9 protein-coding genes and 1 tRNA gene are annotated in these 13,453 nt (G+C 63.3%); 7 read left to right on the forward strand and 3 right to left on the reverse strand.

Annotation, left to right across the window (positions count from 1 at the left end; genetic code table 11):
* Nucleotides 1–2: 2 nt before the first annotated feature.
* Nucleotides 3–1,121 (forward strand): rod shape-determining protein RodA, encoded by a 1,119-nt coding sequence (gene rodA / locus FG486_RS00880; RefSeq protein ID WP_066275570.1) that lies wholly within the window; start codon nt 3–5, stop codon nt 1,119–1,121.
* A 163-nt stretch (nt 1,122–1,284) separates the two neighbouring features.
* A tRNA-Lys gene (locus tag FG486_RS00885) sits at nt 1,285–1,360 on the forward strand.
* Between the two features lie 61 nt (nt 1,361–1,421).
* Here FG486_RS00885 and FG486_RS00890 read toward each other — a convergent pair.
* Nucleotides 1,422–1,664 carry a hypothetical protein gene (locus FG486_RS00890; RefSeq protein ID WP_181266083.1) on the reverse strand — a complete coding sequence of 81 codons (243 nt, stop codon included), beginning with the start codon at nt 1,662–1,664 and terminating at the stop codon, nt 1,422–1,424.
* Nucleotides 1,665–1,974: 310 nt separating this feature from the next.
* On the opposite strand from FG486_RS00890, the gene FG486_RS00895 reads away from it, so the two are divergent.
* Together FG486_RS00895 and FG486_RS00900 are read left to right on the forward strand one after the other, a co-directional pair.
* On the forward strand, nt 1,975–4,587 hold the full coding sequence (locus FG486_RS00895; RefSeq protein ID WP_181266084.1) for a glycoside hydrolase family 2 TIM barrel-domain containing protein: 2,613 nt from the start codon (nt 1,975–1,977) through the stop codon (nt 4,585–4,587).
* Between the two features lie 65 nt (nt 4,588–4,652).
* Nucleotides 4,653–5,918 carry an MFS transporter gene (locus FG486_RS00900; protein ID WP_181266085.1) on the forward strand — a complete coding sequence of 422 codons (1,266 nt, stop codon included), beginning with the start codon at nt 4,653–4,655 and terminating at the stop codon, nt 5,916–5,918.
* A gap of 10 nt (nt 5,919–5,928) precedes the next feature.
* Here FG486_RS00900 and manD read toward each other — a convergent pair whose 3' ends face one another.
* Nucleotides 5,929–7,137, reverse strand: coding sequence for a D-mannonate dehydratase ManD (gene manD, locus FG486_RS00905; RefSeq protein ID WP_181266086.1), 1,209 nt, complete (start codon nt 7,135–7,137; stop codon nt 5,929–5,931).
* 273 nt (nt 7,138–7,410) lie between these two features.
* Here manD and FG486_RS00910 point away from each other — a divergent pair, with 273 nt between their 5' ends.
* Genes FG486_RS00910 through FG486_RS00920 form a run of 3 tightly spaced genes read left to right on the forward strand, consistent with a single transcriptional unit; the run spans nt 7,411 to nt 11,016 of the window.
* On the forward strand, nt 7,411–8,196 hold the full coding sequence (locus FG486_RS00910; RefSeq protein WP_181266087.1) for a FadR/GntR family transcriptional regulator: 786 nt from the start codon (nt 7,411–7,413) through the stop codon (nt 8,194–8,196).
* A 1-nt stretch (nt 8,197) separates the two neighbouring features.
* Nucleotides 8,198–9,619, forward strand: a complete 1,422-nt coding sequence (gene uxaC, locus FG486_RS00915) for a glucuronate isomerase (protein WP_181266088.1) — start codon at nt 8,198–8,200, stop codon at nt 9,617–9,619.
* On the forward strand, nt 9,616–11,016 hold the full coding sequence (locus FG486_RS00920) for a mannitol dehydrogenase family protein (RefSeq protein WP_338401563.1): 1,401 nt from the start codon (nt 9,616–9,618) through the stop codon (nt 11,014–11,016). Before uxaC ends, FG486_RS00920 begins: the two co-directional genes overlap by 4 nt.
* 53 nt (nt 11,017–11,069) lie before the next feature.
* Here the strand turns inward: FG486_RS00920 and FG486_RS00925 are convergent, their stop codons facing one another.
* On the reverse strand, nt 11,070–13,334 hold the full coding sequence (locus FG486_RS00925) for a TonB-dependent receptor (RefSeq protein WP_241695544.1): 2,265 nt from the start codon (nt 13,332–13,334) through the stop codon (nt 11,070–11,072).
* Between the last annotated feature and the right edge of the window lie 119 nt (nt 13,335–13,453).

Genomic DNA, 13,453 nt, shown 5'->3' on the forward strand with positions numbered 1-13,453 from the left:
TGCTGGCCTTCGTTCCCCGCCCGGTGGCGGAGCTGCCGTGGCAGATCATCTTCATTACCGTCGCCATCGCCGGGTTCGGCGTCATCGTACTCTATTCGGCCGCCGGGGGCAGCGTCTCGCCCTGGGCAGGCATTCATGCGCTGCGCTTCGTCGTGTTCCTTGCAATGGCGCTGGTGATCCGGCTGTTCAGCGAGAATTTCGTCAAATGGGGCACCTTCCCCGCTTATGCAGTGTTTGCGGTATTGCTGCTGCTCGTCGAGCTCGCAGGCGCGGTGAAAGGCGGCAGCCAGCGCTGGATCGAACTGGGTTTCATCCGGCTGCAACCGTCCGAATTCATGAAACCGCTGGTGGTGCTCGCCATTGCGCGCTTCTACGAGATGCTGCCCATTGGGCAGGCGCGCAGCTGGTCGGCGATCTGGCCACCGCTGGTGCTGATCGGCGTGCCCTGGTTCCTCGTCATGACCCAGCCCGATCTCGGCACCTCGATCGCGGTGATGACCGGGGGTGTCACCGTGATGTTCCTCGCGGGCGTCCCCTTGCGCCTTTTCATCGGTGCGGGCCTCGCCGGCGCGGCCTTCGTTCCCTTCGCCTTCTTCTTCCTGCTCAAGGAATATCAGCAGAACCGCGTGCTGATCTTCCTCGATCCGGAAAGCGATCCGCTGGGTACCGGTTATCATATCAGCCAGTCGAAGATCGCGATCGGATCGGGCGGCATCGGCGGCAAGGGCTATTTGCAGGGATCGCAGAGCCATCTCGACTATCTGCCCGAAGGCCATACCGATTTCGTCTTCGCGACGATGGCAGAGGAATGGGGCTTGATCGGCGGATTGTTCGTGATCGTGATGTTCGCCCTGCTGCTGCGCTGGTCGACCGTCGTTTCGCTCAACGCGCCCAGCCGCTTCGGCAAGCTGGCAGGTGGCGGGCTCACCATGGTCATCTTCTTCTATATCGCCATCAACATGCTGATGGTGATGGGCCTTGCCCCGGTCGTCGGTATCCCCCTCCCGTTCCTGAGCTATGGCGGGTCGTCGATGATGACGATCATGATCTGTATCGGCCTGCTGATGGGCATCGAGCGCAACACCAGGCAGGGCGGCGGCGGGGGTCGCCTGCTCCCTTGAGCGACGAAGAAAGGGTACTGCTTCCCAGGCTTTCGAGGCGCCGCTGTGCCCACCACAAAATTCTGCAAAAAAGCCAAAAAAGCTCTTCCCATCCCCGCCCGATCCTATATAGGCAGCGCTCTCCCGGCGGTCGCTGATTCGAGCGGACCTGCCAAGGATGGATGGACGCATAGCTCAGTTGGTAGAGCAGCTGACTCTTAATCAGCGGGTCCTAGGTTCGAGCCCTAGTGCGTCCACCAAACCTTCCCAAGCTTCACAAGCAGACAGGCCTCCCCGACTACGGGCTCGGGGGCCGCGCCACTATACAATTGCTTCACAATTGGCGGGTTCCCGCCTTCCCGGTCGCGCGCCTTTGGCGGCATTGCGCTGCACGATGCTGGTTTCCGCAAGGCCCAGCCCGATCTTCTGAACTTTCTGCACCGGACCGGACAAAGTCACCGTCAGGAGGAACATGAATTCCGTGCCTGGCGACTGATGTGACCTGACCAATTCCGAAGCCAACAAAGGCTTGCCACTGGCAGCAGTACCGACGGCTTGCTGCACGCGACGACCATGAGCACATACCGCACAATCGGCTAATTCGGCGCTTCGCTTTGATAATCCTGTGTATTGAACGGGTTCGCGGCTGCCAGCACTATCGCATGGCTACGATCGCCTGCGCATCCGCTTTTCAGGTTGACACCTTCGCAGCGATCGTATTTGGTCTAACCAATAATCAGGGAGTGGTGCTATGACTAGGGAACACCGCATGCGAGCGTGCGCGATGCATCGCGTGGCTGGCGCAGCACTGGGTATGGCGGCAATGTGCATGCCCGCCCCTTCCCTCGCACAAGGCTCAGCCCCTACTGGCGCCATGCCCCATCCTGTTCGCGCGGCTGCGAGTACCGCCCGATCGGTGACGCCGCTCAGTGATGGCTGGCGCTTCCTGTTCGGCGAGGCACCAGATGGCGTGACCGGCGCGGACTTCGATGACCGTGAGTGGCAGCCCGTGAGCCTTCCGCACAGCTGGAACCGCATGGGCAATTACACTGCCCAGCGCGCCGAGAGCACGGACGTGCGTCAAGGCACCGGCTGGTATCGGCTGCGGCTAGACAAGCCTGTGCCTGCCAAGGGCAAGCGCGCGATCCTGCAGTTTGACGGCGTCGGGGCAATCGCGGATCTCTGGGTCAATGGCCAGCATGTCGGCCAGCACAAGGGCGCGTTCTCGCGCTTCCGGTTCGATATCACGGATTTTCTCAAGCCGGGTCTACCCAACATCATCGTCGTGCGCGCGGACAACAGCAAGCCCGAGCCAGGCAGCACTACCGAGCATGTCATCCCGCTGGGCGGCGACTTCTTCATCCATGGCGGGCTGTACCGCGGCGTGTCGCTGATCGAGACCGATGCCGCTTCGATCGACCTGATGGATCATGGCGGGCCCGGCATCTATGTCTCGACGCCCTCGGTCACTGCCGAACGAGCCGAAGTTTCCGTGCTGACCCGACTGCGCAATTCCGGGGCCAAGCCGCGCAAGCTCGCCGTGGTCGCGCACATCGCCGATGCCGATGGCCGGACTGTCGCCAACGCGACCGTGCCCGCCCGGCAGCTTGGCGCAGGCGAGACGCACGAATTGACCACGTCGCTCGTCCTCACCAATCCAAGGCTGTGGCAGGGCCGCGCCGACCCCTATCTCTATTCGGTCACGGTCGAGCTTCGCGAGGGTGCCCGCGTGATCGACAGCGTCACCGAACCGCTTGGTGTGCGCAGCTTCGCCTGGGATGCCGACAAGGGCTTCATCCTCAACGACAAGCCGATGCGGCTGCACGGCGCTTCGCGGCATCAGGACTGGCAAGGCAAAGGCTGGGCACTGAGCCCGGAGGATCATGCCACCGACATGGCGATCATGGCCGAAATGGGCGTCAACACCGTGCGCCACGCGCATTACCAGCACGCCCAGGAATGGAGCGACCTTGCCGATCAGAGCGGTATGGTGGTGAAGGCCGAACTGCCTTTCGTCCACCAGTCTGCGTTCGACGAATCGCTGCCCGCCCCCGAGCTCGTCGCCAATGCGCGCGCGCAGCTCACCGAGCTGATCCGGCAGAATTACAACCATCCCTCGATCATGCTGTGGTCGGTGGGCAACGAGATCGATATCGGCGCGGCGATCATGGCACTGATGAAGGGCGGCAAGGGTGCGCCCGCCAAGTCGCGCGACATGCTGGTCGAACTCAATGCGCTGGCGAAGCGCGAAGATCCGAGCCGCCCGACGCTCTATGCCGATTGCTGCGAAGGCATACCATCGCCCCTGTCGCGTCCGGGCGCGCAGGTGCTGAACGACGTCACCGATGTGGTCGGGCTCAACCGCTATTTCGGTTGGTATTACGGCCAGCCGCAGGATCTGTCGCGCGCGCTCGACGCCTTGCACGCGCGCTATCCGGGCCGGGCGATGACCGTCACCGAATATGGCGCAGGCGGGGCCTTCACCCAGCATACCGACAATCCATTGGGCGGACCGGTCAACGCCAATGGCCGCCCGCATCCCGAGGAATTCCAGGCCTGGGTGCACGAGGAAAACTGGAAGGCCCTGCAAAAGGCCCCGTTCCTCTCGGCAAGCTGGATCTGGAACATGTTCGACTTCGCCTCGACCGCGCGGGAGGAAGGCGAGGCCTATGACCTCAACGACAAGGGCCTGGTCAGCCATGACCGCAAGACGCGCAAGGACGCCTTCTATTTCTACAAGGCGCAATGGTCCGACGAGCCGGTGCTGTATCTGACCGGCAGGCGTTATATCGACCGCGCCTATCCGGTGGTCGATGTGCGCGCCTATAGCAACGCGCCGCGCGCCAGCCTGACGGTGAACGGCCAGGCCATCGGCACGGTGGACTGCCCCGATCGCATCTGCGTCTGGCCCGGCGTGCGGTTGCGCGCAGGGAATAATCAGGTCGCCGCCTCGGCCGAGCGCGACGGCAAGGTGCTGACCGACAGCGTCAGCTGGACCGCGCCCGATGCCACGAAGGGGCTGCATGTGCGTGCCGGGCATCTCACCGGCCTGACGACGTCGGCTGGGCTCCGCTTCGGGTCGGACAATTTCTTCACCGGCGGCCAGGCACCCGAATTGCGCATGGCAGGCCGCACCAGGGTCGCACCCAGCAACGTCACCGGGACCGGCGACCCCGAGCTTTACGCCTCCTATCGCCAGGGCGCGTTCAGTTACGACCTGCCACTGCCCGACGGCCGCTGGACGGTGACCTTGCACATGTTCGAACCCGAAGCCGATACCGCCAAGGCGGCTGCGCGCAGCATCACCGTGCTCGCCAATGGCAAGCCCGTGCTGACCGGCTTCAACCCTGCCAAGGCTGCTGGCGGATCGCTCAAGGCGGTAACGCGCAGCTTCGACCTGGCATCGCAAGGCGGGCTGAAGCTCGATTTCAACGGTGGCGACAGCGGTGCGGTGGTCTCGGCCATCTCGGTAATCCCGGCGCGCTGAGAGGCAGTTTCTACTCCCCTTGGCCGGGCCACGCGCCCGGCCCCTTTTTCCGTGAAGGCAGACCGATGAACGCAATTCGGACCGGGCGCTTGCGCTGGTGGATCATCGGTCTGGTGACCCTGGGGACGATCCTGAACTATCTCGCGCGCTCGACGCTCTCGGTCGCCGCCCCCACGCTGAAGACCGAATTCGCGATGACGACCGAGCAATATAGCTGGGTCGTGCTCGCGTTTCAGGCGAGCTATACGGTGATGCAGACCGTCGCAGGCACGGTGCTCGATGCGCTGGGCACGCGGCTCGGCTTCTTCCTGTTCGCGATCGGCTGGGCACTTTCGAACATGGCGCACGCCTTTGCCACCGGATGGGCCAGCCTGGCCTTTTTCCGCACATTGCTTGGCGCGACTGAGGCGGCGGCGATCCCAGCCGGGGCCAAGACCGTCGCGACCTGGTTCCCGCCGCGCGAACGCTCGCTCGCCACCAGCCTGTTCCAGATGGGCACCAGCGTGGGCAACATGATCGCGCCGCCTTTGGTCGCCTTCTGCATTCTCGCCTGGAACTGGGAGGCGGCGTTCGTCGTCACCGGGGTGCTCAGCCTGGTCTGGGCAGGGCTGTGGTGGTTCGGCTATCGCGATCCAGCCGAGCATCCCCGGCTCTCGCAACGGGAGCGCGACCTGATCGAGGCGGGGCGCGCCGAGGATGTCGCCGCCAAGCCGGCGACCAAGCGCGACGTGCTGCGCAGCCGTTCGTTCTGGGCGATCGCGACACCGCGTTTCCTGTCCGAACCGGCGTGGCAGACGTTCAATTTTTTCATCCCGCTCTATCTGGTCTCGGCGTGGAATCTCGATCTCAAGGCGATCGCGCTCTGGGCCTGGCTGCCCTTTCTCGCGGCCGATTTCGGCAGTCTGGCCGCAGGGGTGCTGCCCGGCTGGCTGATGAAACGCGGGACGGGGCTGATCGCCAGCCGCAAGATCACGATGACGATCGGCGCGCTGTGCATGGCCGGCCCGGCCTGCATCGGGCTTGCGACCTCGCCCGGCATGGCCATTGCGCTGTTCTGCATCGGCGGCTTTGCGCACCAGATGCTCAATGGCGCGCTGATCACCTTGTGCGCCGATGTGTTCGACAAGAAGACCGTCGGCACCGCGAGCGGCATGGCGGGGACATCGGCCTGGATCGGCGGCATGCTGTTCACGCTGCTGATCGGGCAGAGCGCGGACACGTTCGGCTATGATCCGCTGTTCGCCGCGCTCGCCGGGCTCGATCTGGTCGCGGCCGTGGTGCTGTGGACGCTGCTGAAGGACTCCGGTCAGAAAGTGCCTTCAGCAGCGTGAGTAGCAGCGCTCACCAGTTCCACATCGTCCCGTCCTCGAGCCGCGCAACGGGCAGATAGGCGGGCTTGTAGGGATATTTCGCCGCCAGCGCCTCATCGATGTCGACGCCATGGCCAGGCGTCTCGCCGCAATACATCAATCCCGCCTCGAACCGGTAATCGTGCGGGAAGACGGCGTCAGTGGCTTCGGTGTGCCGCATATATTCCTGGATGCCGAAATTGGGCACCCAGCTGTCGAAATGCAGTGCGCAGCCCATGGTGACCGGCGACAGGTCGGTCGCCCCGTGGCAGCCGGTGCGCACCTGGTACAGGCTGGCGAGATCTGCAATCCGGCGCAGATGCGTGAGCCCCCCTGCCCCCACGACGGTGGCGCGGATATAGTCGATCAACTGGTTCTGGATCAGGTCCTTGCAATCCCAGATGGTGTTGAAGATCTCGCCCACCGCCAGCGGGGTGACCGTGTGCTGGCGCACCAGCCGGAACGCCTCTTGGTTCTCCGCGGGAGTGCAATCCTCGAGCCAGAACAGCTGATAGGGCTCGAGCATCTTACCGAGATTCGCCGCTTCCTGCGGGGTGTAACGATGATGCCCATCGTGCAGCAGATGTTGGTCGAAACCATAGGTCTTGCGCAGCTCCTCGAACAGCTTCGGCACATAGTTCAGCGCCTTGCGCGTGTCCCAGCCGGTGACAGAGGGCAGGCTGGCATCCGCCGGCTCGTAATAGAGCTTGCCGCGGCCTACCCCATAGGCGTCCTTGATACCGGGAACGCCGGTCTGCGCGCGGATCGCCTTGTAGCCCATGTCGATATAATGGCCGACCGCCTCGACCGTCTCGGCAATGTCGCTGCCATTGGCATGGCCATAGACCAGCACGCCGTCGCGGCTGCGTCCGCCGAGCAGCTGGTAAAGCGGCATGCCCGCCATCTTCGCCTTGATGTCCCACAGCGCCATGTCGACCGCCGCGATCGCGCGCATCGTCACCGGGCCGCGCCGCCAATAGGCACCGCGATAGAGATATTGCCAGATATCCTCGATCCGCTGCGGGTCCATGCCGATCAGACAGGGGATGACATGATCCTCGAGATAGGAGACGACGGACAGCTCTCGCCCGTTCAGCGTCGCATCGCCAATGCCGTACACGCCCTGATCGGTCTCGATCTTGAGCGTCACGAAATTGCGTCCGGGACATGTCACGATCACTTTGGCCGATTGTATCTTCATGAGATACGCCTCTCCCCTGCTGAAACTCGTCTGCCGCCATTGGTAACGCCCGACGCATCAAATGCAACACAATTGGTAATACCTATTTTCCAGAATGTGTCTGAAACCAGCCCGATCCTGGCGCCTAACGCTCCAAAACGCTGCCTAACAGGGGAGATGATGCGAGCGCCGGACCATGCTTTAGGCCTTGTCGTGGGCTTGGCGGCTGTGGCATGGGAATTCCGTGGCCGATTGCATCCAATTGGTCAGGCCTTTGATCAGGAGCTGCTGCACATGGCGCGACCCAGGAAGAACGCCCCCGCGATCGAGGCGGTGCCGCCGCCCGAGCGGCTCTACCAGAAGCTGGCCAAGGATCTCTTTTCCGATCTGGTCGCGGGCCGCTATGCCGTGGGTGACCGCCTGCCCGCCGAGCGCGAGCTTTCGGTCCAGTACAATGTCTCGCGTCCCGCTGTTCGGGAAGCGATGATCGCGCTCGAAGTCCAGGGGCTGATCGAAGTGCGCATCGGTTCGGGCGCCTATGTGCGCAAGCTGCCGGGCGAAACCGACGCACCGGGCTTCACCGTGACCGCGTTCGAGCTGATGGAGGCGCGGCTGCTGATCGAGGGCGAAGCGGCGGCGCTTGCCGCGGTGCACATTCGCGAAGACGAACTGGACGAGCTCGAACGCCTGGTCGCCGAGATCGAGCGCGAGAACCTTATGCCCGGCGGCAGCACGCATGCCGACCAGGCCTTTCACATGCTGATCGCCACCGCGACGCGCAATGCGGTGATCCGCAACCAGATCGAGGAAATGTGGCGGTTGCGGTCGACCTCGCCCAATTGCGCGCTGCTGCTCGAAAAGGCACGCACCGCCAATGTCCAGCCGGTGGTCGAAGAGCACAAGGCGGTGTTGGATGCCCTGCGCGCGCGCGATCCTGCAGCGGCGCGGGCGGCAATGCGCGGCCATATGTCCGCCGTTATCAATCACCTGCTGTTCGCGACCGAGGAAGAGGCTATTGAAGCCGCGCGGCGCAATGTCGCCTCGACCCGCGAACGCTATGCAAGGGCAGCGCAACTCTGACATGACACAACGACCGTTACAGCTTCACCCCGACCGCCTCTTTCCGGTCGATCCCGATGTCCGCAGCATCACCCGGCGGCTTTACGAAAGCGTGCGCGATCTGCCGATCATCAGCCCGCACGGCCATACCGACCCGGCCTGGTTCGCCAGCGACGCGCCATTCGAGAACGCGACCGCGCTGCTGCTGCAGCCCGACCATTATGTCTTCCGCATGCTTTACAGCCAGGGGATCGATTTGGAGTCTCTTGGGCTGACACCGGTGTCTAAACCCGATGCCCCTGCAGTCGATCCGCGCGAGGCATGGCGCATCCTTGCCAGCCACTATCACCTGTTCCGCGGCACGCCTTCACGCATCTGGCTCGACTGGGTGTTTGCCGAGGCCTTCGGCCTGGATGTCCAGCTCGATGCCGAAACGGCGGATCACTATTACGACCATATTACCGGACAGCTCGCCACCCCGGCCTTTCGCCCGCGCGCACTGTTCGAGCGGTACCGGATCGAGGTCATCACGACGACCGAGTCGCCGATCGACACGCTCGAGCATCACCAGGCCATTGCAGCGAGCGGTTGGCAGGGCCGAGTACTCACTGCCTATCGTCCCGACCCGGTGGTCGATCCCGAGTTCGAGGGCTTTGCGGACAATCTGGCACGCTTCGGCGAACTGACCGGCGAGGACGTGTTCAGCTGGTCGGGCTATCTCGCCGCGCACCGCAAGCGCCGCGCGTTCTTCGCGCAGCATGGCGCGACCTCGACCGACCACGGCCACCCGACCGCACAGACGGCGGACCTGCCGCGCGACGAGGCCGAGGCGCTGTTCGCACGCGTGATCCGCCCGGATGTGACCCCCGGCGAAGCCGAGCTGTTCCGCGCGCAGATGCTCACCGAAATGGCGACGATGAGCGCCGAGGATGGCCTCGTGATGCAGATCCATCCCGGCGCCTTCCGCAACCACAATCCGGCGGTATTCGCGCGCTTCGGGCGCGACAAGGGCGCCGACATGCCCAGCCGCACCGATTACGTGAACGCATTGCGCCCGTTGCTGGCGCGGCACGGCAACAATCCGGACCTGACCATCATTCTCTTCACGCTCGACGAATCGGTCTATGCACGCGAGCTGGCACCGCTGGCGGGCCATTATCCGGCGCTCAAGCTGGGCCCGGCCTGGTGGTTCCACGACAGCCCCGAGGGCATGCGCCGTTTCCGCCATGCGATGACCGAGACCGCCGGCTTCTACAACACTGTCGGTTTCAACGACGATACCCGCGCGTTCCTCTCGATCCCGGCGCGGCACGATGTCGCGCGGCGGATCGATTGCGGCTTCCTGGCACAGCTGGTCGCGGAGCACCGCATCGAGGAATGGGAGGCGGCGGAGCTGGCCCAGGAGCTCAGCTACAATCTCGCCAAAAAGGCCTACAAGCTGTGAGGCTGGGCCGCGAGACGGCGGCGCAGCTGGCCGCGAGTGTCGAGCGCCCCGGCTATGACCCGGCAGCGCAGAAATGCGGCATCGTCCATTTCGGAATCGGCGCATTCCACCGGGCGCATCAGGCTGCCTATACCGACGCGGCGATGGCGGCAGGCGATCGCGACTGGCGCATTATCGGCGTGTCGCTGCGCTCGGGCGATGTGGCAGCACAGCTCAACCCGCAGGACGGGCTTTACACGCTGGTCGAGCGGTCATCCGATGCGGTGGCGATGCGGCTGATCGGCTCGGTCGCCCGGGTCATCGTCGCGCCCGAAGCGCCGGATGACGTCATCGCCGCGATCGCGAGCCCGGACACGCATATCGTCAGCTTCACCGTGACCGAGAAAGGCTATGTCCGCCGCGCCGACGGGTCGCTCGATACCGACAATTCCGCTCTGGCATCCGATCTGTCCGGCGCCGTGCCACGCACGATCTACGGCTTTCTCGCCGCAGGTCTTGCCCGGCGCAGGGCAGCGGGCCTTCCGGGGCTGACGCTGCTCAGCTGCGACAATCTCGCCGACAATGGCCGCCAGCTCAGGCTGTTGATGCGCGCCTATCTCGAGGCGACCGATCCAACGCTGGCCGACTGGTTCAACGCACATTGCCGCTGCCCCGCGACGATGATCGACCGGATCGTGCCCGCGATGACGATGGAGGACCGCGCCTGGGTCGCCGGAGAGATCGGTCTCGAGGACGAGGGCGCGATCATCACCGAGCCGTTCACCCAATGGGTGATCGAGGACGATTTCGCCGGCCCGCGCCCGCGCTGGGAGGCTGTCGGCGCGCAGCTGGTCGATGACGTTCGTCCCTATGAGGCGGCGAAGCTGCGCATGCTCAACGGCGCGCATTCCGCGCTCGCCTATCTGGGGCTCGATGCGGGGCATGAATTCGTCCACCAGGCCGTCGCAGACCTGGCGATCCGCCCGGTGATCGAGACGATCATGCGCGAAGAAGCAGCCGCGACGCTCGAACCGGCGAGCGGCATCGACACGGTCGCCTATGCGGGCAGCCTGCTAGACCGTTTCGCCAACAGCGCGCTCCAGCACAAATTGATGCAGATCGCGATGGATGGATCACAAAAGATTCCGCAGCGCTGGCTCGAACCGCTGGCGACCAGCCAGGCGGCGGGACGTTCGAGTCCGGCCACGTTGCAGGCGCTGGCAGCCTGGATACGCCATGTGCGCGGCGATCGACGCGCGGTGGACGATCCGCAGGCACAGGCTCTGGGGGCGCTATGGCAGGCGCATGGCAGGGAAGGCATTGCCGAGGCGCTGTTCGGCGCGAATGGGATGTTCACTGCGACCTGGCAAGCGGCGGCTACGGATCTGGAATATCTCAGCAAGCAACTGCGCCAATAGACAGAGAGGGCCGCCAGCCGTTCAACGGTTGGCGGCCCTTTTCCTCTGGCCGATCAGAAGCCGAAGCGGGCGCGGATGCCGAAGAAGCGGCTGGCGTTGCGCGGAATCTGCTGCAGCAGGATGAATGGATCGACGCGCGTCGAGGTATCGTCGATGATCTGCGTCACGTAATCCTGATCGAACAGATTATTGACGAACAGGCTGACCTGCCAGTTCTTGTCATCGCCCTGCAGACCGATCGAGGCATTGGCGAGACCATAAGCCGGCTGCTTCGTCCGCGGATTGTTGCCGATGTCGAAATTGACACCGCTCTGCCAGGTGTAATTGCCGTTGAGCACCAGCTCGACATCCCCGAAAATCGGCTTTTCGTAGATCAGGCCGACATTGAACTTGAAGTCGGGCGAATTGTTGAGCTGCTTGCCCGCCAGGTCCTGCGAGAACAGGCCGCTTGCCGGATTGCGGACGCATCCTTGTGCCACGGTCTGGCCAAAATAGCAGTTCGCGCCGGAAAATTCCTTGATCTGCGCATCGACATAGGCGCCCGACGCAAACACGGTGAGGCCATCGGTCGGCCGGATCGAGCTTTCCAGCTCGATACCCCGGGTGCGCAGCTTGCCGACATTGACCAACTCGAACTGCGGAACGATCAGCTCGTTGTTGATGCCCTGCGCCTGGAAATCATCGTAATCGACCCAGAAGCCGACCAGCTGAAACTGCGCCTTGCCGTCAAGCGCATCGCCCTTGAGGCCTATTTCATAGGCGACGCTGCTTTCCGACCGGATCGGATTGTCGGCACGGCGCTGGTTGAAGCCCGAAGAAATGTCATAGGCCTGCCCCTTGTATCCGGTCGCGACCGAAGCGAAGGCCATGATCCCGCTGTCGAAAAAGTGCTGGAGCGACAGCTTTCCGGTAAAGGCCGTGTCCGAATCCGATCCCCGGAAAATGCCTGGTATCGCCGTCCGATTGTCCTGGAAGAAGACGTCGATCTTCTCGTAGTTCAGGCGCGCGCCCAGCGACACCAAAGTCTTGGGCGAGATGTCATAGCCCAGCTGGGCAAAGGCAGCATAGTTGCGGACCGACGCGTTGGAATCCCAATTCTGACGCAGCGGCGGGGTATTCGGGGCAAGGCGGACAAAGCTCCTGTCGGTATCACCATCCGCAATATAGACCCCCAGAATATAGTCGAAATCGCCATCGGTCGGCGAGGTCAGCCGCAGCTCCTGCGTGACGGTGCGGGTATCGTAGACGGAATCCTGGAAACTGTCCCGGATCGGCTGAAGATCCTGGTCATTCTGCGCCCGATATTTCCAGGACTGATAGCTGGTTATCGAGGTGAGCGTGGCAAAGTCGAGATCGAGGCTGAACCGGCTCGACAGAAGCAACTGCTTGGAATCGTTGACCGCCTCGTCGTTGATGCGAAGCCTGCGATTGGTCGGACCAGGCGTGATGCCGGTAAGGTCCAGCTGGCGGTTCGCCGGTGTTCCATCGGCGCGCGTCCGGGTAACCTGACGAAAGGTATTGTCGCCACCATTGTCGAAGAATTCACTGTAATCCGCAGTGAGCTGAATCTGGGCCCGGCCGACCTCGTAATCGAACCGACCGCGCAGCCCCCAGGATTCCTCCTGCCCGATCATGTTGCCGGTGAAGGTGTTGCGCAGAAAGCCGTCGAAATTGTTATAGAAGCTGGAAATACGGAAGCCGCCATTTTCATCAACCGGCCCCGAGATGACGCCTTGGACACGGAACTCCTCATCATCGGTGAGCGAGGCCTCGACAAAGCCGGTCAGTTCATTCGCAGGCGCCTGCGAGACGATGCTGATCACGCCGGCCGATGCACTCTTGCCGAACAGGGTGCCCTGCGGACCGCGCAGCACCTCGATCCGCGCAACATCGGCAAAGTTGCTGAGCGCCTGTCCGGGGAGAAGCAGCGGAACGTCATCGATCATCACCAGCACGGCGGGCTCGGCAGCGGTCGAAAAGCTGAACGTGCCGATGCCACGCAGGAAGATCGGGTTCTGGTTGCGATTGCCACTGGTGGTGATGGTCAATGACGGAGAGATCGCGGTCAATTCGGTAAACCGGTCGACCTGGGCCGCCTGAAGAACGTCCTGCCCGACAGCGGAAATGGCCGCCGGCACATCAAGGATATTCTGATCGCGTTTCTGCGCGCTGACGATGATGACATTGTCATCGCTACTCGCTTCTTCGGTCGCGTCGGCGTCCTGCGCGTAGCTGCTCGAGGAAAAGGCAATCGCCACGGACATGAGAGCGATGGCGGCGCGCGATGCGTGGATGCCAAACGGCCTTGCTGCAGACATCAGAAATCCTCCCTGTTTTTCATTGGTATTGCCAATTTGCATAGCTGGCCAGGCCATGCAAATCCAAATGTTGCATCGAATCCCATCAATCCACTTGATGGATGCTGCACTACACCGGT

Source organism: Blastomonas ursincola (genome assembly GCF_013607875.1).
In the GTDB taxonomy this organism is placed as follows: Bacteria; Pseudomonadota; Alphaproteobacteria; order Sphingomonadales; family Sphingomonadaceae; genus Blastomonas; species Blastomonas ursincola.

Bases quoted from the DNA above. Each gene is read 5' to 3' on its own strand.
- FG486_RS00895 (WP_181266084.1), top strand. From the start codon at position 1,975: ATGCCCCATCCTGTTCGCGCGGCTGCGAGTACCGCCCGATCGGTGACG.
- FG486_RS00900 (WP_181266085.1), top strand. From the start codon at position 4,653: ATGAACGCAATTCGGACCGGGCGCTTGCGCTGGTGGATCATCGGTCTG.
- manD (WP_181266086.1), bottom strand. From the start codon at position 7,137: ATGAAGATACAATCGGCCAAAGTGATCGTGACATGTCCCGGACGCAAT.
- FG486_RS00910 (WP_181266087.1), top strand. From the start codon at position 7,411: ATGGCGCGACCCAGGAAGAACGCCCCCGCGATCGAGGCGGTGCCGCCG.
- uxaC (WP_181266088.1), top strand. From the start codon at position 8,198: ATGACACAACGACCGTTACAGCTTCACCCCGACCGCCTCTTTCCGGTC.
- FG486_RS00925 (WP_241695544.1), bottom strand. From the start codon at position 13,334: ATGTCTGCAGCAAGGCCGTTTGGCATCCACGCATCGCGCGCCGCCATC.